Source organism: Flavobacterium lacustre (assembly GCF_027474525.2).
Lineage (GTDB): Bacteria > Bacteroidota > Bacteroidia > Flavobacteriales > Flavobacteriaceae > Flavobacterium > Flavobacterium lacustre.
The window spans coordinates 1,490,806-1,515,629 of sequence record NZ_CP114882.2 but is presented as its reverse complement, the minus strand read 5'-3'; the positions used below and the strand labels follow the sequence as shown (position 1 = coordinate 1,515,629).

Annotated in this window: 22 protein-coding genes and 1 riboswitch; of the genes, 12 read left to right on the top strand and 10 right to left on the bottom strand. The window is 33.7% G+C overall.

The window, feature by feature from the left end:
* Positions 1-23 precede the first annotated feature (23 nt).
* From O6P34_RS06705 to O6P34_RS06695, 3 genes are all read right to left on the bottom strand, one after another.
* On the bottom strand, positions 24-986 hold the full coding sequence (locus O6P34_RS06705; RefSeq protein ID WP_349293443.1) for an alpha/beta fold hydrolase: 963 nt from the start codon (positions 984-986) through the stop codon (positions 24-26).
* A 79-nt stretch (positions 987-1,065) separates the two neighbouring features.
* Positions 1,066-1,190: riboswitch (SAM riboswitch) on the bottom strand.
* A gap of 174 nt (positions 1,191-1,364) precedes the next feature.
* Positions 1,365-1,574 carry a hypothetical protein gene (locus tag O6P34_RS06700; RefSeq protein WP_269686554.1) on the bottom strand — a complete coding sequence of 70 codons (210 nt, stop codon included), beginning with the start codon at positions 1,572-1,574 and terminating at the stop codon, positions 1,365-1,367.
* Between the two features lie 78 nt (positions 1,575-1,652).
* Positions 1,653-2,933 (bottom strand): O-acetylhomoserine aminocarboxypropyltransferase/cysteine synthase family protein, encoded by a 1,281-nt coding sequence (locus tag O6P34_RS06695; protein WP_269686553.1) that lies wholly within the window; start codon positions 2,931-2,933, stop codon positions 1,653-1,655.
* A 788-nt stretch (positions 2,934-3,721) separates the two neighbouring features.
* Between O6P34_RS06695 and metK the strand changes: the two genes are divergently transcribed.
* The 3 genes from metK to O6P34_RS06680 all read left to right on the top strand — a co-directional run bounded on the left by metK (position 3,722) and on the right by O6P34_RS06680 (position 6,529).
* Positions 3,722-4,972 carry a methionine adenosyltransferase gene (metK, locus tag O6P34_RS06690; RefSeq protein WP_269686552.1) on the top strand — a complete coding sequence of 417 codons (1,251 nt, stop codon included), beginning with the start codon at positions 3,722-3,724 and terminating at the stop codon, positions 4,970-4,972.
* 151 nt (positions 4,973-5,123) lie between these two features.
* A complete protein-coding gene (locus O6P34_RS06685; protein WP_269686551.1) occupies positions 5,124-5,915 on the top strand; it encodes a hypothetical protein in 792 nt (263 codons plus the stop codon).
* Entirely contained in the window at positions 5,915-6,529 is a 615-nt protein-coding gene (locus tag O6P34_RS06680) for a deoxynucleoside kinase (RefSeq protein WP_269686550.1), read from the top strand. Before O6P34_RS06685 ends, O6P34_RS06680 begins: the two co-directional genes overlap by 1 nt.
* 95 nt (positions 6,530-6,624) lie before the next feature.
* Here the strand turns inward: O6P34_RS06680 and O6P34_RS06675 are convergent, their stop codons facing one another.
* The 5 genes from O6P34_RS06675 to O6P34_RS06655 form a co-directional block, all read right to left on the bottom strand.
* Complete coding sequence (locus O6P34_RS06675) at positions 6,625-9,180, bottom strand: sodium-translocating pyrophosphatase (RefSeq protein ID WP_269686549.1); 2,556 nt, start codon at positions 9,178-9,180, stop codon at positions 6,625-6,627.
* A 114-nt stretch (positions 9,181-9,294) separates the two neighbouring features.
* Positions 9,295-9,825: an inorganic diphosphatase gene (locus O6P34_RS06670; RefSeq protein WP_269686548.1), complete on the bottom strand. Its 531-nt coding sequence runs from the start codon at positions 9,823-9,825 to the stop codon at positions 9,295-9,297.
* A 105-nt stretch (positions 9,826-9,930) separates the two neighbouring features.
* A complete protein-coding gene (locus O6P34_RS06665) occupies positions 9,931-10,533 on the bottom strand; it encodes a DNA-3-methyladenine glycosylase family protein (protein ID WP_269686547.1) in 603 nt (200 codons plus the stop codon).
* 99 nt (positions 10,534-10,632) lie between these two features.
* The gene (locus O6P34_RS06660; RefSeq protein WP_269686546.1) at positions 10,633-13,134 is read right to left on the bottom strand and encodes a DUF5686 and carboxypeptidase-like regulatory domain-containing protein; all 2,502 of its coding nucleotides are present in this window, start codon (positions 13,132-13,134) and stop codon (positions 10,633-10,635) included.
* 136 nt (positions 13,135-13,270) lie between these two features.
* Positions 13,271-14,251, bottom strand: coding sequence for a pyruvate dehydrogenase complex E1 component subunit beta (locus tag O6P34_RS06655; protein WP_269686545.1), 981 nt, complete (start codon positions 14,249-14,251; stop codon positions 13,271-13,273).
* A gap of 268 nt (positions 14,252-14,519) precedes the next feature.
* Between O6P34_RS06655 and O6P34_RS06650 the strand changes: the two genes are divergently transcribed.
* From O6P34_RS06650 to O6P34_RS06635, 4 genes are all read left to right on the top strand, one after another.
* Positions 14,520-15,266: an electron transfer flavoprotein subunit beta/FixA family protein gene (locus tag O6P34_RS06650; protein ID WP_269686544.1), complete on the top strand. Its 747-nt coding sequence runs from the start codon at positions 14,520-14,522 to the stop codon at positions 15,264-15,266.
* Between the two features lie 76 nt (positions 15,267-15,342).
* Positions 15,343-16,311, top strand: coding sequence for an electron transfer flavoprotein subunit alpha/FixB family protein (locus O6P34_RS06645; protein ID WP_269686543.1), 969 nt, complete (start codon positions 15,343-15,345; stop codon positions 16,309-16,311).
* A 162-nt stretch (positions 16,312-16,473) separates the two neighbouring features.
* Positions 16,474-17,103 carry a bifunctional nuclease family protein gene (locus tag O6P34_RS06640; RefSeq protein ID WP_269686542.1) on the top strand — a complete coding sequence of 210 codons (630 nt, stop codon included), beginning with the start codon at positions 16,474-16,476 and terminating at the stop codon, positions 17,101-17,103.
* A gap of 88 nt (positions 17,104-17,191) precedes the next feature.
* Entirely contained in the window at positions 17,192-18,016 is an 825-nt protein-coding gene (locus tag O6P34_RS06635; RefSeq protein WP_269686541.1) for a thymidylate synthase, read from the top strand.
* Positions 18,017-18,087: 71 nt separating this feature from the next.
* On the opposite strand, the gene O6P34_RS06630 is transcribed toward O6P34_RS06635, so the two are convergent.
* On the bottom strand, positions 18,088-18,384 hold the full coding sequence (locus O6P34_RS06630) for an isoamylase early set domain-containing protein (RefSeq protein ID WP_269686540.1): 297 nt from the start codon (positions 18,382-18,384) through the stop codon (positions 18,088-18,090).
* Between the two features lie 237 nt (positions 18,385-18,621).
* Between O6P34_RS06630 and O6P34_RS06625 the strand changes: the two genes are divergently transcribed.
* From O6P34_RS06625 to porT, 4 genes are all read left to right on the top strand, one after another.
* Positions 18,622-18,954 carry a 2TM domain-containing protein gene (locus tag O6P34_RS06625; protein ID WP_269686539.1) on the top strand — a complete coding sequence of 111 codons (333 nt, stop codon included), beginning with the start codon at positions 18,622-18,624 and terminating at the stop codon, positions 18,952-18,954.
* A gap of 12 nt (positions 18,955-18,966) precedes the next feature.
* The gene (locus O6P34_RS06620) at positions 18,967-19,449 is read left to right on the top strand and encodes a dihydrofolate reductase (RefSeq protein ID WP_269686538.1); all 483 of its coding nucleotides are present in this window, start codon (positions 18,967-18,969) and stop codon (positions 19,447-19,449) included.
* A 574-nt stretch (positions 19,450-20,023) separates the two neighbouring features.
* Positions 20,024-20,755, top strand: coding sequence for a bifunctional demethylmenaquinone methyltransferase/2-methoxy-6-polyprenyl-1,4-benzoquinol methylase UbiE (gene ubiE, locus O6P34_RS06615; protein WP_269686537.1), 732 nt, complete (start codon positions 20,024-20,026; stop codon positions 20,753-20,755).
* Between the two features lies 1 nt (position 20,756).
* On the top strand, positions 20,757-21,461 hold the full coding sequence (porT, locus tag O6P34_RS06610) for a type IX secretion/gliding motility protein PorT/SprT (RefSeq protein WP_269686536.1): 705 nt from the start codon (positions 20,757-20,759) through the stop codon (positions 21,459-21,461).
* 39 nt (positions 21,462-21,500) lie between these two features.
* Here porT and O6P34_RS06605 read toward each other — a convergent pair whose 3' ends face one another.
* Entirely contained in the window at positions 21,501-22,223 is a 723-nt protein-coding gene (locus O6P34_RS06605) for a TrmH family RNA methyltransferase (protein ID WP_269686535.1), read from the bottom strand.
* A 36-nt stretch (positions 22,224-22,259) separates the two neighbouring features.
* Between O6P34_RS06605 and tamL the strand changes: the two genes are divergently transcribed.
* On the top strand, positions 22,260-24,821 hold the full coding sequence (gene tamL / locus O6P34_RS06600) for a translocation and assembly module lipoprotein TamL (RefSeq protein ID WP_269686534.1): 2,562 nt from the start codon (positions 22,260-22,262) through the stop codon (positions 24,819-24,821).
* Positions 24,822-24,824 lie beyond the last annotated feature (3 nt).

Below are 24,824 nucleotides of genomic sequence, written 5' to 3'. Positions count from 1 at the left end.
TTGTGTCTTTTATAAGGTTGTGACTAAAAAATAGCCGACAACAAATTATCTAATTGTTTATATTCTATCAAAAAAGCATCATGTCCATGAATGGATTTTATTTCTTGATACGAAACATTATTTTTATATTTTTTCAACTCTTCATAAGTTGCTTTGTTCTCCTGTGCTGTAAAAAACAAATCAGAATCAATGGCTATAATATGGATATTGGCTTCAATTTTAGCAGCTATTTCTTCAAAAGTGCCTTTATTTCTTGTAATATCTATAGTCTTCAACAATTGATTCATCAGTTTATAAGAGGAAAGTTGAAACCGTTTTTGCAATTTATTTCCGTGATGCCCCAACCAACTTTCTATATTAAAAATGGCTAATTCTTCATTCGTTGTTCTTTGAAATTTTGCTTTGAAAGATTCTGGAGTTCGGTAACACAACATGGCGTGAATGCGGGCGTCTTCAATAGGTTTTAAAGAATTATTGAGTATTTGCTCCTGCAAAAAACAATTAGCAATCAGCCAATCTGTCGATTTCCAATCGGTTGCAATTGGTATTAAATGTTGGGTAATTCTTGGTTCTAATGCGGCCATTTCCCAAGCAATCCCTCCTCCTACAGAACCACCAATAATAGCATAAAGTTGTCTAATTTTAAGACATTTTATTCCATCAATAAAAATTCTGGCAATATCTCTGGCGGTAAAATCTGCATACTTTTCTATTAGAAAACCATCAAATCCGTTTCCTGGAACATTAAAAGCTAAAATGGTATATTTTTGGGTATCGATAGTTTTATTTTCGCCAATTAAATCATTCCACCAGCCGGTTGCGCCCACTACTTGTGAGTTACCCGTCAAGGCGTGATTGACCAAAACTATCGGAGCTGTATGTAATGCCTGTCCAAAAACTTGAAAACTTAAGTTTACGGTAGCATAAAAAGCACCACTTTCGGTAGTGAAATTTTGTAAGGCAATATGAGTTGGTTTATTTTCCAATTTCAAATCTTTTGTGATTTTTGATTTGTGTCTGGAAATATTAGAAAGAAAGCTAGAAGTGAACTAGAAGAATTCTTGTGAGTTATCTTTCCTTTAGTTTCTGAAAAAAATCAAAATAAAGGTAGAATGCAGCACCTTCTTCGATTTACCGAAGGGTTGCTAAGGCTTCATCGGGTCTAATCCCTCTGCCTTTCTTTATAACATTTCAATACGTTTCTGAACTTAAAGGCACAAATTAACCACTATTTTTTTAAACAACCAAATTTTACAGCTGTTGGTTTTTTATTTAAAATTAAAAACAGCATCGAAAAGCGCTTATAAACAGACGCTATCCGTTGCTGTTTTTTTTTAAATTTAGTTATTTTCTAATCTAATTTTTTAGATAAATAACGCTTCATTTTCTTCAGAATACATGTGAAAAAACAAAGAATTAGATACTTTATCAGGAGCCGAAGCTTGTTTTAGATTGATGCCAAACCTTGTACGTGTTATTTCAAAGTGAGGTTGATCTGCAGCATTTGCTTTTGTTTTTCCATTCCAACTTGTAAGAAACTGAATTGCTTTTGAAATATATTTTAATGTTTTCATGATGTTTTATTTTTAGATGTTCTACTTTTTTATAAAACATATTGAATTCAGTTTCCCTAAGTTCAAATATGTTTCTGCTTATACTTTTAAATTTTCGAAAACGGCTTGTAAATCGGCTTTCAAATCTTCGATATCTTCCAGCCCAACCGATAGTCTGATTAAATCTTTGGTCACACCAGTTGCGACCTGTTCTGCATCTGATAACTGCTGATGCGTGGTACTCGCCGGATGAATAATCAATGATTTTGTATCTCCAATATTGGCCAAAAGCGAAAATAATTTCGTTTCATCGGCCACTTTCTTGGCGGCTTCAAAACCTCCTTTTAGACCGAAAGTTAACAAACCGTTTTGCCCTTTAGGTAAATACTGTATTGCCAAATCGTAATATTTACTGGACTTCAATCCTGGATAATTCACCCAAGCAACCGCATCTTGTTTTTCTAACCATTGCGCTAAAGCCAATCCGTTTTCGCTGTGCTTCTGGACGCGAATGGGTAAGGTTTCTAGTCCCTGAATAATCTGAAACGCATTAAACGGACTCAAAGCTGCTCCATAATCCCGCAATCCTTCAATTCGAACTTTAGCAATAAAAGCGGCATTTCCTAGCGCTTCATGATAAACCAATCCGTGATACGCTGCTGATGGTTCCGTAAATTCAGGAAACTTTCCACTACTCCAATCAAATGTTCCTGCATCAATAACTGCACCACCAAGCGACGTTCCGTTTCCTGCAATATATTTAGTCAAGGAATGAATCACAATATTGGCTCCATATTCAATTGGGTTTAACAAATAAGGAGAAGGAACGGTATTATCCACAATAAATGGAACTTTTAATGCTTTGGCTTCCGCCGAAATGGCTTTCAAATCCAAGACATCTAATTTTGGATTTCCTAAAGTTTCTGCAAAAAACACTTTCGTATTTTCATTGGCAGCTTTAGTAAAATTGGAAGCATCAGATGGATCTACAAACGTCGTCGTGATTCCCAATCTTGGCAAAGTGACACTCAATAAATTATAAGTTCCACCGTATAAACTATTGGAGGCAACGATGTGATCTCCTGTTTTTAGCAACACTAATAATGAAGTAGCGATGGCTGCCGTTCCTGAAGCAGTAACCACAGCGGCAATTCCTCCTTCGAGAGCTGCCAATCGTTGTTCCAGAATATCGTTTGTTGGATTATTTAATCGAGTGTAAATAAATCCAGCTTCAGCAAGACCGAATAAATTGGCTGCATGATCCGAGTTATTAAATACATAAGAACTGGTTTGATAAATAGGTACCGCTCTGGTTCCTGCTGTTTTTGTAACGTCGTGTCCTGCGTGTAATGCATTTGTGGCAAATTTTTGAGTGCTCATAATTTTTTTAATTTTTAGATAATTGAATTTATATTTTAAACTGAATTCGTTTCAGTTCCTTTATTTTTAAATTGTTGATTTCCTGATTCTGAAACATCCCGAATTTCGGAATATAAAAACAAAAAACCCTTTTAGAAACGTATCCAAAAGGGTTTTAAGTTGTGTTATAAACTTATACTTTCGGAATCAACAGACACAAATACACATCATGGCTTTTGCACAAATCATCGATTTGACATTACACGTGTTCATTTGTTTTTGTTTTAGATTGTTCATTTTAAGTATTGTTTGTGATTAATATGTTTATAAAAAAAAGCCTCCCATTTTGTGGGAGGCTTTTGCTATATTATTTTGATTTTAATTTAAGCAATAAACAACCCACAGGATTTTTCCTGAATGGCTTTAGACATCATATTGCATACATTAAAATTCATTTTTTTACTTTTTGATAGAACAAATATGCTAATTATTTTTTTATTTTCCAAATCAAATTCAGAAAAATAATTTAAAAAAAATCGATTTTAAAACAACAATTTAATTCTTCATGAGATGATTCTAATTTTTAACACCAAAAAAAAGTTAAGATTAATTTGCAATTCAAAATGGTTTCATACATTTGCACCCGAATACAAGAGGAAAAATTTGAACTGATTGCAACCTCTTCATAATGAAACTAATTCATTATGGATGCTGAAAATTTTTCAGTAGAAAAAATGCTAAAGCAGAAACTCTCCTTTAGTTTATTTTCCAGCAATTTTTCCTCGCTTAATTTTAAAACTATAATTATTATGGCCTATTTATTTACGTCAGAATCTGTAAGCGAAGGACATCCAGACAAAATTGCAGATCAAATTTCGGATGCATTAATTGATAACTTTTTAGCATTTGATGCGGATTCGAAAGTAGCTTGCGAAACTTTGGTAACTACTGGTCAAGTAATATTGGCAGGTGAAGTAAAATCAAATACTTATTTAGATGTACAACAAATCGCTCGTGATGTAATCAGAAAAATTGGTTACACGAAAAGCGAATACATGTTTGAAGCCAATTCTTGCGGAATTCTTTCAGCTATACACGAACAATCAGCCGATATTAACCAAGGTGTTGACAGAGCAAATCCTGAAGAGCAAGGTGCGGGTGATCAAGGAATGATGTTTGGTTATGCCACTAATGAAACAGAGAATTATATGCCATTGGCACTTGATTTATCTCATAAATTATTGCAAGAATTAGCTATTTTGAGACGTGAAAACAACGAAATTACGTATTTACGTCCGGATGCAAAATCGCAGGTAACATTAGAATACAGCGACGATAACAAACCAACTCGTATTGACGCGATTGTTATCTCAACGCAACATGATGATTTTGACGAAGAGGCAGCTATGCTTGCAAAAATCAAAAAAGACATCATCGAAATATTGATTCCAAGAATCATTGCAAAAAATCCAACTCACGCTCATCTATTCAACGATGCAATTCAATACCATATCAACCCAACAGGAAAATTCGTAATTGGAGGACCTCACGGAGACACAGGATTGACAGGAAGAAAAATTATTGTAGATACTTACGGTGGAAAAGGAGCTCACGGTGGTGGTGCTTTCTCAGGAAAAGATCCAAGTAAAGTAGACAGAAGTGCAGCTTATGCTACACGTCATATTGCCAAAAATCTTGTTGCAGCAGGAATTGCCGATGAGATTTTAGTTCAAGTTTCATATGCAATTGGTGTGGCTAAACCAATGGGTATTTTTATTGATACTTACGGAACATCAAAAGTGAATTTGACTAATGGTGAAATTGCTAAGAAAGTAGAAGCTATTTTTGATATGCGTCCTTACTTTATCGAACAACGTTTGAAATTGAGAAATCCTATTTACAGCGAAACAGCAGCTTACGGACACATGGGACGTACACCAGAAACGGTTACTAAAACTTTTTCTGCTCCAGGTGGAAACGAAAAAACGGTTACTGTTGAATTGTTTACTTGGGAAAAATTAGATTTTGTAGAGCAGGTTAAAACTGCTTTTGGATTGTAAAAAATAAATTTTTTATTTGTCTTAAAACCCAGCTCAATCAGATTGAACTGGGTTTTTATTTTTTGCGATACCAACAAACGCAGAAACCAGAAAGAAACAACTACTATCAAAGACTAATAGTTTTGCACTTTTTTTGTAATTTGCTAAAATTATGGGAAAGCTAATTCTATTTTTCTTCTTCACTACAATTTCGATTGCATTTGGACAACACCAAAAGTTACCTGTTTTAAGAATTAATAGCGTAACTATTAATGGTGATCAATTTTTAGGATACGATCAATTTGGTTTTTATTATTCGGTAAAAAATAATGCTTTATCAAAAATAAAAGACAAAGAATCCTTTGAATACAAAAATCCTTCTTTGGGAGAAATCACAAAGGTAGATTTGCAGAATCCGCTTAAGATTGTTGTGTTCTACGAAAATTTTAATAGCGTTGTTTTATTAGACAATCAATTAAATGAAGCTCAAAAAATAAACTTTTCAGAAAATGAGATTCCAATCATGGTTTCAAAAACAGGAATTGCAGCACAAAATAAGTTGTGGATTTACGACAGCTTAAATCAGCAAATTGGACTTTATGATTATTTAAAAAACAGTTATAAATCTATTTCCACTTCATTTCCGGAAAGTATTGAATATTACCAATCTGACTTCAATACTTTTTATTGGATAGACCAAGCGAATAATTGGTATTCCTGTGATGTATTTGGAAAAATTACGTTGAAAGGAATAATTCCTGATTTTGATCAGATAGCAATCAATAATGACCATCAATTTATTTACAGCAAAAATAACATACTCGTTTTTGAAGACTTAGAAAAAGATTTGAAATTTGAAATTGATGTTTTAGAAAAAACGTTTGAAAAATTCTGCTTCAAAGACCAAATTTTATCTATTTTTACATCTGAAGGAATTACAAATTATAAAATCACAACACCGTAATGCACATAGCAGTAGCAGGAAACATAGGTTCAGGAAAAACAACATTAACACGTTTATTGGCTAAACATTTCAAATGGGAACCCCATTTTGAAGACGTAGTTGACAATCCGTATTTAGATGATTTCTACCATCAAATGGAACGTTGGTCTTTTAACTTACAAATTTATTTCTTGAACAGTCGCTTTCGTCAAGTGATGCAAATTCGCGAAAGCGGCAAAAAAATCATTCAAGATCGAACGATTTATGAAGATGCCCATATTTTTGCACCTAATTTGTACGCAATGGGTTTGATGACTAACCGTGATTTTCAGAATTATTCTTCTCTTTTTGAATTGATGGAATCCTTAGTAAAACCACCGGATTTATTGATTTATTTAAGAAGTTCTATTCCTAATTTAGTAGGGCAAATTCATAAAAGAGGCCGTGAATATGAAAACTCCATTTCTATCGATTATTTAAGCCGTTTAAATGAACGTTATGAAGCTTGGATTCATACTTACAGCAAAGGAAAATTATTAATTATTGATGTTGACAATATAAATTTCGTTGATAATCCAGAGGATTTAGGAACTATTCTCAATAGAATTGATGCCGAATTAAACGGATTATTTTAGAAAAAATATAAAGCAAAAAAAATGCCTCATTTTCATGAGGCATTTTTTTTATGAACCTTTACCAAAATTAGAAACTTTGGCAAAGGTTAAAACTATTATTTCAAAGCTTCAACTTTAGCTTTTACTTCTTCAAGTGAACCTTCAAAAACTTGCGTGTTTTCATTTCCGTTTTCTGAGGTAGTTACAGTAGCTTTTGCTTTTCCGTCACTATTGATAATTTGAACTTTAACTTCTTTTTTGAGTTCGCCTTTTTTAGCACAACAAGACATTCCTTTTGGCTCAATAAATTTTCCGTCTGCATCATAATGAGACATACATATTTCTTTTTGCTCAGGAGTGCATCCTTTTTCATCGCACATTTTAGCACATTCGTCTTTGGTCATGGTGGCACATTTGGTCATATCACATTTACCCATCATATTTCCTGCTGAGCATTCCATTTTCACGCCCGCTTTCATACCCGACACTGAATCATGATTGCCATTTCCTAAAATTGGTGCAATTACCAAACCAATCAAACAAGTTAATTTAATCAAAATATTCATAGATGGTCCAGAAGTATCTTTGAATGGATCTCCAACTGTATCTCCGGTTACGGCAGCTTTGTGTGCATCAGAACCTTTGTAAGTCATCTCTCCGTTGATTAATACTCCAGCTTCAAAAGATTTTTTTGCATTATCCCAAGCACCTCCGGCATTATTTTGAAAAACTGCCCAAAGTACACCAGAAACAGTAACTCCGGCCATGTACCCTCCTAACATTTCTGCAATTAATTGGTTATTGTCTCCGTATACTAATTTCCCCAAAAGAACAATAGCAATTGGGAAACCAATCGTCATAATTCCTGGCAACATCATTTCGCGTAATGCGGCTTTAGTAGAAATATCAACACATTTTGCGTATTCCGGTTTTCCGGTTCCTTCCATAATTCCTGGAATTTCTCTAAACTGACGACGCACTTCATATACCATATCCATAGCTGCTTTTCCCACAGAATTCATTGCTAATGCAGAGAAAACCACCGGTATCATTCCGCCCACAAATAACATCGCTAAAACTGGTGCTTTGAAAATATTGATTCCGTCAATTCCTGTAAAAGTCACATAAGCTGCAAATAAAGCCAATGAAGTTAATGCTGCAGAAGCAATTGCAAAACCTTTTCCGGTAGCAGCAGTTGTGTTTCCAACAGAATCTAAAATATCGGTTCTGGTACGCACTTCTTTAGGTAATTCGCTCATTTCTGCAATTCCACCTGCGTTATCTGATATTGGTCCAAAAGCATCAATTGCTAATTGCATTGCTGTAGTTGCCATCATCGCTGAAGCAGCCAAAGCAACTCCGTAGAATCCTGCTAATGCATAAGATGTCCAAATCGCAGCAGCAAATAAAAGTACTGTTGGGAAAGTAGAAATCATTCCTGTTGCCAATCCTGCAATTACATTCGTTCCCGCACCAGTACTTGATTTTTGTACAATAGCCATAACTGGTTTTGTTCCTAATCCTGTATAATATTCGGTTACTGAAGAAATAGCTCCTCCAACAATCAGACCTACTAATGTTGCGTAGAAAACGCGCATTGATGAAATATCTTTAGCTCCTTCACCGAAGAAACTCATTTTCATTGTTTCCGGCAACATATATTGAACTAAAAAATAACAAGCAATCGCAGTTAAAGCAATAGAAACCCAGTTCCCAATGTTTAGCGCTTTTTGAACTTGTGCCTCTTTAGCATTATCATCAGATATTTTTACCAGTAAAGTTCCAATGATAGAGAATAGAATTCCGAAACCGGCAATCGCCATTGGCAATAAAATAGGTCCGATTCCACCAAAAATATCCTGAATGCTTCCACCCATATCTTTGATTACATAATTTCCTAAAACCATTGCAGCCAAAACTGTCGCTACATAAGAACCAAATAAATCGGCACCCATACCGGCAACATCCCCTACATTATCCCCTACGTTATCAGCAATTGTAGCTGGATTACGTGGATCATCTTCTGGAATTCCAGCCTCTACTTTACCTACTAAATCAGCACCAACATCGGCAGCTTTAGTATAAATTCCACCACCAACACGGGCAAACAAAGCAATAGATTCTGCTCCAAGAGAAAATCCTGCTAATGTTTCTAATACTTTAGTCATATCCTCTGAAGAAGTCCAAACTCCATTCATAAAAAACTGAAAGAAAACAATAAAGAATCCTGTTAACCCTAAAACGGCTAAACCAGCAACTCCCAATCCCATCACGGTACCCCCGCTAAAAGAAACTTTCAACGCTTGCGGCAAACTCGTACGAGCCGCCTGTGTAGTTCTAACGTTTGTTTTTGTTGCGATTTTCATTCCCATATTCCCTGCTAAAGCCGAGAAAAATGCTCCAAATACAAAAGCAACAACTATTAAAATATGTGTTGTAGGAACAACGAATGAAATTCCTGCCAATACGATGCTCGCTCCTACTACGAAGAAAGCAAGTAACCTATATTCTGCTTTTAGGAAAGCCAAAGCACCTTCATATATATAATCTGAAATCTCTTTCATTTTACCATCTCCGGCGTCTTGTTTGAGTACCCAAGCTCTTTTAACCCACATGAACAAAAGTCCAATAATTGCCATTACAATTGGCAAATAAATCATAATTGTATTCATAAAAAAATTTTGGTTTTGATTAGTATTACTATAATGTTATGTAACGAATTTAAGCAAAAAAAGCAATACTCATTGTAGAATATTGCTTTTTTTGTAAAAATATATGGGTAAAATTTATTTTATGCTAAATAATCCTTCCGGTTTGTTTTCAATTTCATTGAAACGCTCCGTGCATTCTTTAATAATAGCATATGCCTCATTTACATCTCCCCAACCTTCAACATCTACTACCTTGTTTTCCAAATCTTTGTATACTTGAAAGAAATGCTCAATCTCTTTTAACAAGTGAGGATTGATGTCTGATAAATTTTCTAATGAATTCCAAATTGGGTCTGAAACCGGTACACAAATTACTTTTTCGTCTGGTCCTTTGTCATCTGCCATGTGGAAAACTCCAATTGGCTTCACTTCCATCACACATCCAGGAAAAGTTGGTTCGTTTACCAATACCAAAACATCTAATGGATCTCCATCTAATGCTAAAGTTTCAGGAATAAAGCCGTAATCTGCGGGATACATCATCGATGAGAATAACATTCTGTCAAAACGCATTCTTTTTATTGCAAAATCGTATTCGTATTTGTTTCTACTTCCTCTTGGTATTTCGATTAATACATCGAAAGTTTTTAATTTGTCTGCAGTCATTTTTGTTTAGTCTTTTCTATAATTTGTTTGCAAAAATAAGAAATCTATACGTTTTTACAATTAAAAACGCAGGTTATCTCTTTATTAAGTTTTTTCTTGATTTTATTAATACACAACGGTTCTGTTTCTTTGCTTTAAATAATAATGCCAAAGCAAAAAAGTAGCCACGGAACGATGCGGACTCCATTGCAGAGCATACCTTTCCATTTCCTCTTTGTCATGAATATTCAGCAATTCTTTTATGGTGTTTATTACAGCTATATCGCCAAGTGGAATTAAATCTGGTGCTTGTAAACAAAACATTAAATAAATATCAATCGTCCAATGTCCAATTCCTTTGATTTTAATGAGCTCTTCCCGAACTTCTTGTGCTGATTTAGTTGGCAAACTTTCTAAATCAAGGTCTTTATTTAACAAGGCTGTCGCCAAAGCTTTGATATAAGACGTTTTTTGTCGGCTTACTCCCAGATTCCTAAATTCTTCATCGGAGGATTCAAGTAGTTTTTCCGGTATAAAATGATTGTGCTTAGCTTTTAATTTCAAAAAAGTGGCTTTCGCCGAATCGATAGAAACTTGCTGTTCTAAAATAAGCAATACTAAAGTCTCGAAACCTTGCGGCCGAACTGGAATGACCGGCAATCCGTATTTTTCGACGATGGTCTTAAAAATAGGGTCTTTTTCCGAAAGATAATGGATAGCTTGTTGCATAAACTACTGTTTTTTTAGCCCAGATGGGAACGGCATCCTTTTTATTAGGCGATTTTTATCGCCTAATAAAAAGATATAGTGTACAGCTGGAAATAGCTCCTAGAAATAAAAACCAAACGAACCTTTGATAGCAAATTTCTGTGTGTCCGGCGTATTCAAATAACTGCCTCTCCAAGAGAAATCGATACGAAAGACTTTGAAAATATTTCCTATTCCGGCGTTGTATTCCCAATAAACGTTTTCGGGCGCGTTGTACGGCAAACCTGACGCATTGATAGCTCGATTGGCATCCGAAATGGTTCCGTAAACGCCTTTGACTCCTATAATTTCACGCCAATTTAATTTTCGCATAAATGGAATTCTCGAAAAAAGTCTTCCGTTGAAATTGTGATTCCATTGCAAAGTCGCGTATTGATCGGTTACAAATTCATAAAAATTAAGATTGCTAAATGTGTTTTCGATACTGAAATACGTTTGGTTTCCTGGAATCACGCTCATTAATCCCAAAGGAATGGTCCCGAAGGTTTTACCAGCCTCAAGAATAAAATTTGTACGTCCCAATGGCCCTATTATTATAGGTTGTTTGTAATACAACTGCAGTTTTTCATATTTAAAATCTGAATCTAAAACTCCTTTGAATCCGTGACTGTAGTTCACAAAAAAGCGACTGTATGGACTGTCTACCACATCGCGCTCGACGCCAAAACCAATTGTTTTTCGGTTGGGCATGTACTCAATTTGAATGTTCGCTTCGGATTGTTTTACGTCACTTTTAACCGTTCCTGCAGGATTTGTTGTGCTTGGTAAAGTAGTGTAATAATCTAAACTAAAAATGGGCGAAGCAGATTCCAATGTTCGATAGGAGAATCCCGTTTGGAAAATCAGATTTTTTACAGGTTCTATCTCGAAAGTAAGACTGCTCAAATTAATATTCGTCAATTTGCCATTACTGCCGGTAGAAAATAATGCCGAGGAAGCAAAACTCCTGCCCATGACATCGTTTGTTGTGGTTAAACTGGCGCCTATTTGTTCGATATCGCGTCTATTTCCTCCCGAAAGAATGATTCGATTTTTCTTATCGACCATCCATTTTCCCGAAATTCCATATTTAAATTTATTATCATCAAAACCATATGCGGTGAACGCTTGAACTCGCCAAGGATCATTAGGTCCAAAATACGTTCTTCCGCCTGCTCGCAAACGAACGCCTTCGACTTCATTGAACCCAAAAGAAGAAAATATAGGCCCATAATCAAAGTTCTTAAATTCGACATAACCACTGCCAAGTATCGAAACTAAGCTGTATAATTGTTTAAATTTCTTGACCGTTTGCAAGGTATCCAGCATTTTATAAACCCCTAATTCGTCTTTACTTAAATTTTCAAATCGGTTTTTCTCCCAATATTCGTCGGATTTGTTGTAGACTTCATTATCGCTATAATTAACCTCATCTTTATAAAAAGCAGTAGGTTTTTCGGCATTGAATTTATGGTCTCTATATAAAGTAGTACGTTTTCCATAAACGCCTTTTGATTTTTCTTTTTTGTTTAAAGCAAAATCCGACATCATATAATCCCGGGTCAATAGAAAAACGGAATCGTTCATTACTTCAAATTCCTGCTCAATATAAATGTCTTTTATCCAGTTGATATTGGCACTTTTGGTAACAGCCATATTAATTTTCTTGATGGCATAAGTGGTATCATTTACCCAAAAATCACCTTTAAAAGTCAATTCGTTTTTACGTCTTGGATAAAAAACAATATTATAACACCATTTTTTATCAACGTAAGCGCTGTCTCTCAAAACGTAATTATAAACATCAATACCGGTTTTTGACAACGGACTGGTGAAACTTTTATCAAAAAAAGTAAGGTGATTATCATAAATATTATAGTCCGAATACAAATCTTTTACAAAAGACAAAATTTGCTGATTCCCATTAAAGCCAGACGTTTTATTCGCTTTTATGTTTTCTTTCTGCTTTTTGATTTTGTTATCGCCATATACATCATACAAAGCTTCATTGATAAAGATTGGCAAATACGTTTTACCGGTAATTCGCGAAGTATCTACTTGATTAAAGATAAATTCCATGCCTTTGAAAATCTTATTTTTCATAAAAGCACTATCAATCGTATTCATATCAAACTCTACTTTTTCATATTTTTCCATTTGATATTGATCAAAAAGATACAATCCATTTTTACGCTTTCTCTCCCATATTTTTCTAAGGATATCCAGCGCAGGATTATTCTTTTTTGAAGTTTTACCGGCAAATACCACAACTTCATTTAACGTTTCTGCCTCGCTAAGCTGAATTTTGAAATTGTAATTAACGGGTTTATCCAACGCAATTTCCTTTTCAGAAAATCCTACCGATGATATTATTAAAGAAGTGAATGTTTTTTCAGATTCTATGTAAAACCGACCGTCTTCGTTAGTGACAATTCCTATATTAGAATCTTTAAAAACAACATTGGCATACGGAATAGGCTGATTCGTTTTATCAACAACAATACCGCTGACTTTGGTTTGTGCAAAAAGAAAATTTGCAGAGACAACGAAAAAAAATAATATAAATAAAGGGGCATTTTTCATTTTCATAATCATTCAAAAAAAAACTTCATCAGAGCTATTCTGATGAAGTTTCAAATATAGTAATTAGATATTTTAGATTATTCAAATTTAAAGATTCAGACTGTTAAAGTTAGCCCAAAAATTAAATCTCAAACACCTATTTTTTGTAAAGTACTTTTTTAACTGCTTTAATTACATCTTCTGAATTAGGCAACCATTCTTTCAATAAAACCGGAGAGTATGGCGCAGGCGTATCAGCTGTTGTAATTCTTTGGATTGGCGCATCCAAGAAATCAAAAGCACGTTCTTGAACTAAATAAGTAATTTCCGAAGAAACACTTGCAAAAGGCCAAGCCTCTTCAAGAATTACCAAACGGTTTGTTTTTCTTACCGAAGTCAATATCGTTTCGAAATCTAAAGGACGAACTGTTCTCAAATCGATAATTTCACATGAAATTCCTTCTTTTGCTAATTCATCAGCAGCAATAAAAGCTTCTTTGATAATTTTTCCAAAAGAAACAATCGTTACATCTGTTCCTTCACGTTTGATATCTGCAACACCAAGCGGAATTGTATATTCACCATCTGGAACTTCACCTTTGTCACCGTACATTTGCTCAGATTCCATGAAAATCACAGGGTCATTATCACGAATAGCTGATTTCAAAAGTCCTTTAGCATCATAAACTGTTGATGGAACTACTACTTTTAGACCTGGAGTATTGGCAAACCAATTCTCTAAAGCCTGCGAGTGTGTTGCTCCCAATTGTCCTGCAGAAGCAGTTGGTCCACGAAAAACGATAGGCACATTAAACTGTCCTCCTGTCATTTGACGCATTTTGGCTGCATTATTAATAATTTGATCAATTCCAACTAAACAAAAGTTGAAGGTCATGTATTCAACAATCGGACGACATCCATTCATGGCAGAACCTACAGCAATACCTGTAAATCCAAGTTCAGCAATTGGAGTATCAATTACTCTTTTTTCACCAAACTCAGCAAGCATTCCTTTAGATGCTTTATAAGCTCCGTTATATTCTGCAACTTCTTCACCCATTAAGTATATCGACTCATCGTGACGCATTTCTTCACTCATCGCTTCGCAAATGGCCTCTCTAAATTGTATCGTTCTCATATTTATATTGTAAGTGTGTGTATTTTTCGAAAAGCAAAAATAAATATTTTAAACCACTTAAAAGCATAAATTACTTTAAAATAATTCCGCTATCTGCTCAACTATTGAGTATATCTGTCTGCACTCATAGAAATTGAATTAAAAATGTTATGATTTTAGTATTTACGAAATCGAAATAGTTGTTAAAATTATTATGCATGCATAGTATATTATTCGAATTATTATTTTAAATTTGTCAAGCATTTTATGAATATCAAAATATATATCTATGAAAATATTAGTTTGCATCAGTCACGTTCCTGATACTACTTCAAAAATCAATTTTACCAATGGCGATTCTGAATTTGATACCACTGGTGTTCAATATGTGATAAATCCCAATGACGAATTTGGCTTAACCCGTGCCATTTGGTTTCAAGAACAACAAGGAGCAACAGTTACAGTTATAAATGTTGGAGGACCAGAAACTGAACCTACCTTAAGAAAAGCATTAGCAATTGGAGCTAATGAAGCAATTCGTATAAATGCCAATCCGGCTGATGGTTTTTTTGTTGCAAAACAATTAGCCGAAGTCATTAAAAATGGTGAATATGATATCATTATCGCCGGAAAAGAATCTTTAGATTATAACGGAGGAATGGTTCCCGGTATGATAGCAGGAATCTTAGGATATAATTTTTTAAATTCTTGTGTAAGCCTAACCGTAGAAGGAACAAACGTAAAAGCAGTTCGTGAAATAGATGGCGGAAAAGAAACTGTTAGTACTACTTTACCTTTAATTATTGGCTGTCAAAAAGGACTTGTCGAAGAAAAAGATTTACGTATTCCGAATATGAGAGGAATTATGACAGCTAGAACAAAAACACTTTCAATAGTAGAACCTATTGCTGCTGCAGTAAACACAAAAGCGGTAAAATTTGAAAAACCAGCCGCAAAATCAGCGGTGAAGTTAATATCTTCAGACAATTTAGATGAACTAATCAACTTATTACACAACGAAGCTAAAGTAATATAATTTTAAATTATGAATTTTAAATTAACGTTCTCAAACACATTTAAAATTTATAATTCAACGTTTAAAATAAAAAATTATGTCAATATTAATATACGCAGAATACGCAGAAGGAAAATTCAAAAAAGTAGCTTTGGAGTTAGCATCTTATGCAAAAAAAGTAGCTGAAACTTTAGGAACAACAGTGACAGCTGTAACCATCAATGCTGGAGACGTTTCTGAATTGTCAAAATACGGAGTTGATAAAGTTCTAAAAGTAAATAATGATAAATTATCCGGTTTTACGGCCAAAGCTTATGCAGATGTAATTAAACAAGCAGCACAAAAAGAAGCCTCAAAACTAATTTTACTGTCATCAACAACAGATAGCTTATACCTTTCATCACTTGTAGCAGTAGCTTTAGAAGCTGGCTTTACATCGAACGTGGTTGGATTACCAGTCAGCACTTCTCCTTTTCAGGTAAAAAGAACTGCTTTTTCAAACAAAGCTTTTAACACAACAGAAATCACAACCGATATAAAAATTCTTGGTCTGGCCAAAAACTCATATGGTATTTTCGAAAACGCATCTACTTTAACTCAGGAAGATTTCAACCCAACAATTGGAGAGAATGATTTTGGTGTAAAAGTAGAATCAGTAGAAAAAGGTTCCGGAAAAGTCTCTATTGCCGATGCAGATATTGTAGTTTCTGGCGGACGCGGATTAAAAGGTCCTGAAAACTGGGGAATGATTGAAGAATTAGCATCAGTACTTGGAGCTGCAACTGCATGTTCAAAACCAGTTTCGGATTTAGGCTGGAGACCTCACGGAGAACACGTTGGGCAAACCGGAAAACCAGTGGCTACCAATTTATACATCGCCATAGGAATTTCAGGAGCAATACAACACATTGCAGGAGTGAATTCATCTAAAGTAAAAGTAGTCATTAACAGTGATCCTGAAGCACCTTTCTTCAAAGTAGCCGACTACGGAATAGTAGGTGATGCCTTTGAAATTGTGCCTAAATTAATTGAAAAATTAAAAGCATTTAAGGCTCAGCATTCTTAATTTAAAATATTTTTATTACCAATTATAGCTGCCAAAAATGAAGATAATCGTATCTTTGTTTTAGGTAGCTTTTTTGTTTGCTGTTTTTTGATTAAAATTGCACTTTTTCTCAGAAACCATAAACTCCTAAACAAAGCACCAAATACTTTTCATATAAAAAACATGAGCTTAGTTAAATTATCTATAAAAGGAATTTCTTACAGTCAAACTCAAAACGGAGCTTATGCATTGATTTTGAACGAAGTTGACGGCGAAAGAAAATTACCCATTGTCATCGGTGCTTTTGAGGCGCAGTCTATTGCTATTGCGTTAGAAAAAGAAATAAAACCTCCTCGCCCTTTGACACATGATTTATTCAAAAATTTTGCTGACCGGTTTGATATTGTAGTAAAACAAGTGATTATTCACAAATTAGTAGACGGTGTTTTTTATTCCAGCATCATTTGCGAAAGAGATAAAATTGAAGAAATAATAGATGCTCGTACTTCTGACGCTATTGCTTTGGCTTTGCGATTTAATGCTCCCATTTTTACCTATAAAAACATATTGGACAAAGCAGGAATTTATTTAAAAACAAACCTCAACGACAGCAATAAAGATTCTCAAGAAATTGACGACGTGCTTTCTAACCCTGAAACTTTTGGACAAGAAGTAGAAAGTAATGAATCTGGCAGCACCTATTCTAAACACAGTTTAATTGAATTGAACGAACTACTTTCGCAAGCTGTTGAGCATGAAGATTACGAAAAAGCAGCAAAAATCCGAGACGAAATTTCAAAAAGAGAATCATAATAGTTTAATCCCGTGATTTGTTTAATAATTTTATTCCTTAAACAAATTGATAAATTTAACGATTAAACAGCTTAACGATTAAACATAAATGAAGCAATATTTAGACTTAGTACAACACGTTATGCAAAACGGTTTTCAAAAAGGAGATCGGACAGGAACGGGAACAAAAAGTGTTTTTGGTTATCAAATGCGTTTTGATTTAAATGAAGGTTTTCCAATGGTAACCACCAAAAAATTACATCTAAAATCTATTATTTATGAATTGCTTTGGTTCTTGAAAGGTGATACAAATATCAAGTATCTTCAAGAAAACGGCGTTAAAATATGGGATGCTTGGGCTGATGCCAATGGCGATTTAGGACCAGTTTATGGTCACCAATGGCGCAATTGGAACAGTGAAGAAATTGATCAGATCACCGAATTAATTACCGAATTAAAAACGAATCCAAACAGTCGAAGAATGCTGGTTTCAGCTTGGAACCCATCCGTTCTGCCTGATACCAAACTATCATTTGATGACAATGTAGCCAATAATAAAGCTGCTTTACCACCGTGTCATGCGTTCTTTCAGTTTTATGTGGCTGACGGAAAATTGTCCTGCCAATTGTATCAACGTAGTGCCGATATTTTCCTGGGAGTTCCTTTTAATATCGCTTCTTATGCACTGCTAACAATGATGATCGCTCAAGTTTGCGAGTTAAAAGTAGGTGAATTTGTCCATACTTTTGGCGACGCACATATTTACAACAATCATTTTGAACAACTCGAATTACAATTATCACGTGAACCAAAACCACTTCCAAAGATGATTTTGAATCCGGAAATAAAAAACATTTTCGATTTTGATTTTGATGATTTCACTTTAGAAGGATATGACCCACATGCTGGCATTAAAGGCAGCGTTGCAGTATAATCATTGCATCCAAAAAATTAATCGAAATAACTAATAAAAAAAAATCCGCTTTGCAGCGGATTTTTTTATGATTACAATAGTAAAAGACTATTTTCTGCTCCAGCAAAATCATTCCAAATATAAGAATCTGCTTCTGGCTCATTTACAAAAGCTCCATCTATAATATATTTAAATTCGTAAGATGTATCTTTGTTTAAATCATACGTTACTTTAAAAGTACCGTTTTTTAACTTGCTCATTGCTCCTGCTTCTGCACTCCAGTTATTAAAATCTCCAACAACAGATACTGCGGCAGCATCCTTTGCATCTACTGAGAACGTAACTTTACAAACTGGTTTTGTTTTTATAAATTGTTTCTTTATTGACATAACTATTTCATTTTTAGATTTATGGGACAAAGGAAACAAAATCATTTGACCCCACAAAGAACCGACAGAAGTTTTAGGATAATGACAAAAACTTCCTTAATTTTTAGCTGTATTCGTACTTTATAGCTTTATTATTTTGGTTTCCGAAATAAGAAATCCTTTTCGGACTAAATATTTAATAATCAAAAGAATGTCTTTTCAAAATAAATTTTACCTTTATAGACTAAAATAACAGGAATGGAAAAAGAACAACACGAACAGTATGAGTATGCCAGAAGACGAATTAAACAAAAAAAACGACTTTATTTTCATTTTGTTTTGTTACTCATTGGGAGTTTATTTTTATTTATAGCTCATAATTTTTTTGATCTTGGCATCAATTCAGACTGGCACCTGTGGCTGATTACCTTATGGTTTTTTATATTCATTTTACATTTTATAAAAGTGTATATTACAGATCGTTTTATGAATAAAAACTGGGAAAGAGATCAAATTGACCGCCTTGTTACTTTACAACAAAAAAAAATTGACCATTTACAAACAAAAATAAACGAAGAAACTTCAATATAAACACAAGAGAATATGATTGTAATGATTGCGGCAGTTGCTGAAAATGATGCCTTGGGAAAAAATAACGAATTAGTTTGGCACCTTCCAAATGATTTCAAAAGATTCAAAGGTCTTACCTCCGGACACCATATCATCATGGGAAGAAAAACATTTGAAAGTTTCCCTAAACCATTACCAAACAGAACCCATATCGTAATCACCAGACAAAAAGAGTATCATCCAGAAGGCTGTATTATTGTTGGAAGTATGGAAAAAGCAGTTGCTGTTTGCCCTGAAAATGAAATTTCTTATATTATTGGCGGAGGAGAAATTTATAAATTAGGACTTCCGTTTGCAGATAAAATCGAAATTACCAGAGTACATGGCATTTTTGAAGCCGATGCTTTTTTTCCAGAAATCAATCTTGAAGAGTGGGAAATAATAGAATCTGTATTTAACGCTAAAGATGAAAAACATCTTCATGATTACACCTACGAAACTTTCGTTAGAAAATAAAAAAAACATCCTAATTAAAGGATGTTTTTACAATGATTTGGGAATCAGCTTACTCTTGAAACAGTATTTGATAACATAAAATAAAAATTACAAATACTAATAAAACTCCAGAACTGAAGATTATCAGATTTGAAACTCTTTGAGAATACATCTCAAAGAAGCCTTTAATACCAAATACCACGAAGGTACTAAAGACGAAAAAAATTAAAATTTCCAAAAACAAATTTAATCCTAAGAACGTATTTTGCGCTTTAAATAAAGTACTATTCATAAAAATAATACCCTCAAAACAGCTTACAAGAACAAATGAGATAAGTAACGCAAGAACTATCCATTTGATTTGAGCTATTGACTCCCTATTAATCATTGAAGAATTTTTAAATTTCTATGTGGTAAAATTGAACAATAAAAACTTCACTCACAATACCCACTTTTAGTGATATTTCATTTATTTTTCATTTTTATTTTTTTCACGCAAAAACAACTACTTGCTATTTAAAATAAAGTTGCACCCAAGCAACAAAACCCATTTATAATTTATACAGTTTATAGTATATTTGTACAAATAAAAAAAATGTCTGAAAAAATTACTCCCTATAAAAATTCCTCTCTAGGAAAAAAAGAGCAAGTAGCTCAAATGTTTGATACCATTTCCGGAAATTACGATAATTTAAATCGCGTTATCTCTTTTGGGATTGATGTAAAATGGCGTAAAAAAGTCTTGAAAATGGTTTCTAAAACGAATCCAAAAACAATCTTGGATATCGCTACCGGAACTGGAGATTTAGCCATATTGATGGCACAAACTAATGCAGAAAAAATTATTGGATTAGATATTTCTGCAGGAATGCTTGAAGTAGGAAAGAAAAAAATTGATGCAAAAAACCTATCTAATACCATAGAAATGGTTCTTGGAGATTCTGAAAAAATGCCTTTTGAAGACAACTATTTTGATGCAATCACTGTCGCTTTTGGTGTTAGAAACTTTGAAACACTTGAAAAGGGATTAGCTGAAATCTTAAGAGTGTTAAAACCAAACGGCCTTTTTGTAATACTTGAAACTTCGGTACCGGATAAAACGCCGTACAAACAAGGATACTCTTTTTACAGTAAAAACATCCTTCCACTTATTGGAAAATTATTTTCTAAAGACAATGTAGCCTATGGTTATTTGTCGGAATCGGCTGCTGCATTTCCTTATGGAGAAGCTTTAAACAATATTTTGAGAAAAATTGGGTTTATAGATGTTATTGCGTTGCCACAAACATTTGGCGTAGCTACAATCTATTCAGCTTCCAAGAAATAATATGAAAAAATTTGTCTTTTTACTCCTGCTTTCCTTAACAATAAAAGGACATGCTCAGTTTACTAAAAGTATATTCAGCAAAGATCCAATTATCAATCTGGAAACGTGGCAGCAGCAAAGGCTTTATTTTGGATTTTATTTAGGATTTAATTCCTATGATTTTAAGATGGATTACAAAACAGTTGGACCCGATATTCAGGTAAAAAAAACAACTGGATTTAATGTAGGACTTGTTGCTGATTTGAAACTTCAGGAATACATCAACTTGAGGTTTGAGCCTGGACTTTATTACACAAAAAGAGATTTATTTTACCCAAATTTCACCACCGAAAATGATGCATTGAGAGAAGTAAACAGCACTTATATTCATTTTCCTTTATTATTAAAATTCTCCTCTTTAAGAACAGGAAACGTTCGTCCATATTTGTTAGGCGGACTTTCGGCAACTTTAAATTTATCCAGCAATTCAAAATCTTTAGATGATAATTTAGAGCAACGCTTTAGAGTAAAAGCCTGGACACCCAATTATGAGTTGGGATTTGGCATTGATATTTTCTCGGAATATTTTATTTTATCACCATCAATCAGAGGTGTTTTCGGACTTAATGATGAATTAATTCGGGATAAAGATCCGGCAAGTCCTTGGACAGGCAACATCGAATCGATGAAATCGAGGGCTATTTTTATCAATTTTACGTTTCACTAAAAGGATTCATAACCGTTTTTTATTCTGATAAAAAGCAAATTACCTTCTAAATTCGCTCAAAATAATTGCAGTGGCTGTAGCTACATTTAAACTTTCCGTTTTTTGAAGATTTCCAAAACGAGGAATCGTAAGCCTATTTTGAACTAATTGCTCTAATTCACTCGAAATTCCATTGGCTTCATTCCCCATAATAATGATTCCTTCTTGAGGCAAATCACATTTATATATGTTTTCACCATCCATAAAAGTGCCAAAAACCGGAAGTTTTACATGAGCAATAAACCCATTCAAATCAACATAATTTACATTGACTCTCGTAATGGAACCCATAGTAGCTTGAACTACTTTTGGATTATAAATATCAACCGTTTCTTTAGAACATATTAATTGCTCTATACCAAACCAATCACACAACCGCAATATGGTACCTAAATTTCCCGGATCGCGAATACTATCCAAAGCCACGATTAATCCTGACTCGATTATTGCTTTTTCTTGTGGCATTTTAAAAATTGCCAAGCAAGAATTAGGAGTTGTCAACGCACTGATTTTTTTTAATTCACTATCAGAAATCAACGTTTTATTGGCAGCAATAACTTCTTCAAAATCGTCTTGGATAGTGTACAAATGTTCCAGTTCAAAGTTAGATTGCACTAACTCTTGAATACACTTTACGCCTTCAGCAAAAAACAATTGATTGGCAATTCGCTGTTTTTTTTGATGTAAACCTGATATAAACTTTATTTGGTTTTTACTAAGCATAAAATAATGTACTTTTGAATTAAATATTTTAGAAACTTGAAAAAGAATTCCACAAAAATAACAGCATTTCTTCTAATTGCAATACTAATTTGCGCATGTAATGCTGTAAAAAGAGTTCCTGATGGCAAAAAACTGCTCATTAAAAACCAAATTTCAGTAAATAATAAAAAGATTACCGACGAAAATGTTTTCAATCAGTTGTATCAAAAACCGAATGGAACCTTATTAGGATTTCGTTTGCGATTGAACATGTACAACATGGCAAATCTAAATCCGGATTCTACTTATCAAGCAAAATTTACCAATAATCCTGGCAAATATGAACGTCAATCTAAATGGCTTTCATCAAAACAAGTGGATCGATTAGGGAAATCTTTTTTTTATCATGGCATTCATGATTTTCTAAAAAAAACAGGAGAACCTCCCGTAATTATTGATCAAACAAAAACGGAAAAATCCCTTTTACGATTAAAATATTATTATTTTAACAACGGCTTTTTTAATGTCACTACCAATTATGAAATGGATTCGATAAGTGCCAAAAAAGCAAAAATTAAATATGCTATAACTACCGGAAAAGCATATACTTTAGATACAATAAAAACAACTATTGCAACTCCAGTATTAGACTCCTTGTATGAAGTTAATAAATCTAATACGTTTTTGAAATCCGGAAATCAGTACAAAACAGAAGATTTTGAAGAAGAAAAAAATAGAATCACCACTAATTTCAGAAACAACGGTGTTTATTATTTTCAACCCAATTATGTGACTTTTGATATTGACACAATCAAAAAAGTGAATCAGGCTAATATTGATTTAATTATAAACAATTATACGTATCAGGAAAGGGATTCCAGCAGAACAGAACCTTTTAAAATGTATAAAATAAGTGATGTGAATATCTATACTGATTATTCTCCTTCGGACAAAGATTTAAAAATCACAGACAGCACAACTTTTAATAACTTTAATCTCTACAGCAAAGAAAAATTAAAATACAAACCACACGCTATTACGGACGCTATTTTTATTACCAAAGGAACCTTATTTGCTGATTATAAAACGGTGCTGACAACCCGTTATTTGAACAATCTTAAAGTTTTTAATTATCCGTCGATACAATATGAAGTGGATAAAAGAGACACAACGGCTCAATCCCTGATTGCAAAAATATATTTAACACCCAGAAAAAAATACAGCTTCAATACCACATTTGACGTCACACATTCTAACATCCAAGATTTTGGAATCGGAGCGAGTGTTTCCGAAACTGTTCGAAATATATTCAACGGAGCCGAAACATTAGAAATTGCTACACGTGTAAATATTGGATCCTCAAAAGATTTAGCCAATCCGAACAATACTTTTTTTAACGTTTCAGAATACGGAGTTGATTTAAAATTAAATTTTCCTAGGATTTTTATGCCTTTCAAAACCGAAAAAATCATTCCAAAAAGCATGATTCCGTCAACGCTCATTACAACCGGTTTTGCCAAACAAAGGAATATTGGTTTAGATAAAGAAAATTTTACCGGCGCATTATCGTATAATTGGAATCCTAAGAGAAATAACACGGCCCGATTTGACCTCTTCAACGCTCAATTTGTTAGGAATCTGAACCCTAAAAACTATTTCAACGTATACAGTTCTTCCTATGATGCTTTGAACAAAATAGGAAAATCCTACAATCAAAATGCTCTTTATTTTGACAACATTGATGATAAAAATTTAATTATAGAATCAGGAACAAAAGGTTTCACAAGCGATGTTTTGTCAGGAAATACAGCCTTAAAACCAACAGATGCAGAATACCAATCAGTAGAAAGTATAGAAGAAAGAAGAATTCGACTTTCCGAAAATGATTTTATTCTCGCCAGCAGTTTCACCTTTACCAAAACAACCAAAAAAGATTTATTAGACAATAATTTTTATTTGTTTAGAACCAAAATTGAGTCAGCCGGCTCTTTACTATCCTTAATTTCGAATACAGGAAACCTTCCAAAGAATCAAAACGGGAATTATGAAATATTCAATTTAGAATATTCAGAATACCTCAAAACAGAATTTGATTACATTAAACATTGGGATTTGACCAAAGAAAAAGTATTTGCAATAAGAACCTTTTTTGGAATTGCAATTCCTTTTGGCAACTCAGATTATATTCCGTTTTCACGAAGTTACTATTCCGGAGGTTCAAATGACAACAGAGCTTGGCAACCTTACGGTTTAGGTCCAGGAAGTACCGGCGCCATCAACGACTTTAATGAGGCTAATATGAAAATTGCTATCAGCGGAGAATTTAGATTTAAAGTTTTTGGCAGTCTTAAAGGAGCATTATTTGCCGATGCAGGCAATATTTGGAATGTACTTGATAATGTTGTGGATGAAAAAGCAACTTTTACAGGATTTAAAGATTTAAAAGATATCGCATTAGGAACTGGATTTGGTTTGCGCTATGATTTAAGTTTTTTTGTCATTCGCTTTGATTTAGGATTTAAAACCTACAATCCAGCCTATGAAAATGGAGACCGATGGTTTAAAGAATATAATTTTGGGCATTCAGTTTTAAATTTTGGAATAAATTATCCGTTCTAATGC

Bases quoted from the DNA above. Each gene is read 5' to 3' on its own strand.
- O6P34_RS06700 (WP_269686554.1), bottom strand. From the start codon at position 1,574: ATGAAAACATTAAAATATATTTCAAAAGCAATTCAGTTTCTTACAAGT.
- O6P34_RS06695 (WP_269686553.1), bottom strand. From the start codon at position 2,933: ATGAGCACTCAAAAATTTGCCACAAATGCATTACACGCAGGACACGAC.
- metK (WP_269686552.1), top strand. From the start codon at position 3,722: ATGGCCTATTTATTTACGTCAGAATCTGTAAGCGAAGGACATCCAGAC.
- O6P34_RS06685 (WP_269686551.1), top strand. From the start codon at position 5,124: ATGGGAAAGCTAATTCTATTTTTCTTCTTCACTACAATTTCGATTGCA.
- O6P34_RS06680 (WP_269686550.1), top strand. From the start codon at position 5,915: ATGCACATAGCAGTAGCAGGAAACATAGGTTCAGGAAAAACAACATTA.
- O6P34_RS06675 (WP_269686549.1), bottom strand. From the start codon at position 9,180: ATGAATACAATTATGATTTATTTGCCAATTGTAATGGCAATTATTGGA.
- O6P34_RS06670 (WP_269686548.1), bottom strand. From the start codon at position 9,825: ATGACTGCAGACAAATTAAAAACTTTCGATGTATTAATCGAAATACCA.
- O6P34_RS06665 (WP_269686547.1), bottom strand. From the start codon at position 10,533: ATGCAACAAGCTATCCATTATCTTTCGGAAAAAGACCCTATTTTTAAG.
- O6P34_RS06660 (WP_269686546.1), bottom strand. From the start codon at position 13,134: ATGAAAAATGCCCCTTTATTTATATTATTTTTTTTCGTTGTCTCTGCA.
- O6P34_RS06655 (WP_269686545.1), bottom strand. From the start codon at position 14,251: ATGAGAACGATACAATTTAGAGAGGCCATTTGCGAAGCGATGAGTGAA.
- O6P34_RS06650 (WP_269686544.1), top strand. From the start codon at position 14,520: ATGAAAATATTAGTTTGCATCAGTCACGTTCCTGATACTACTTCAAAA.
- O6P34_RS06645 (WP_269686543.1), top strand. From the start codon at position 15,343: ATGTCAATATTAATATACGCAGAATACGCAGAAGGAAAATTCAAAAAA.
- O6P34_RS06640 (WP_269686542.1), top strand. From the start codon at position 16,474: ATGAGCTTAGTTAAATTATCTATAAAAGGAATTTCTTACAGTCAAACT.
- O6P34_RS06635 (WP_269686541.1), top strand. From the start codon at position 17,192: ATGAAGCAATATTTAGACTTAGTACAACACGTTATGCAAAACGGTTTT.
- O6P34_RS06630 (WP_269686540.1), bottom strand. From the start codon at position 18,384: ATGTCAATAAAGAAACAATTTATAAAAACAAAACCAGTTTGTAAAGTT.
- O6P34_RS06625 (WP_269686539.1), top strand. From the start codon at position 18,622: ATGGAAAAAGAACAACACGAACAGTATGAGTATGCCAGAAGACGAATT.
- O6P34_RS06620 (WP_269686538.1), top strand. From the start codon at position 18,967: ATGATTGTAATGATTGCGGCAGTTGCTGAAAATGATGCCTTGGGAAAA.
- ubiE (WP_269686537.1), top strand. From the start codon at position 20,024: ATGTCTGAAAAAATTACTCCCTATAAAAATTCCTCTCTAGGAAAAAAA.
- porT (WP_269686536.1), top strand. From the start codon at position 20,757: ATGAAAAAATTTGTCTTTTTACTCCTGCTTTCCTTAACAATAAAAGGA.
- O6P34_RS06605 (WP_269686535.1), bottom strand. From the start codon at position 22,223: ATGCTTAGTAAAAACCAAATAAAGTTTATATCAGGTTTACATCAAAAA.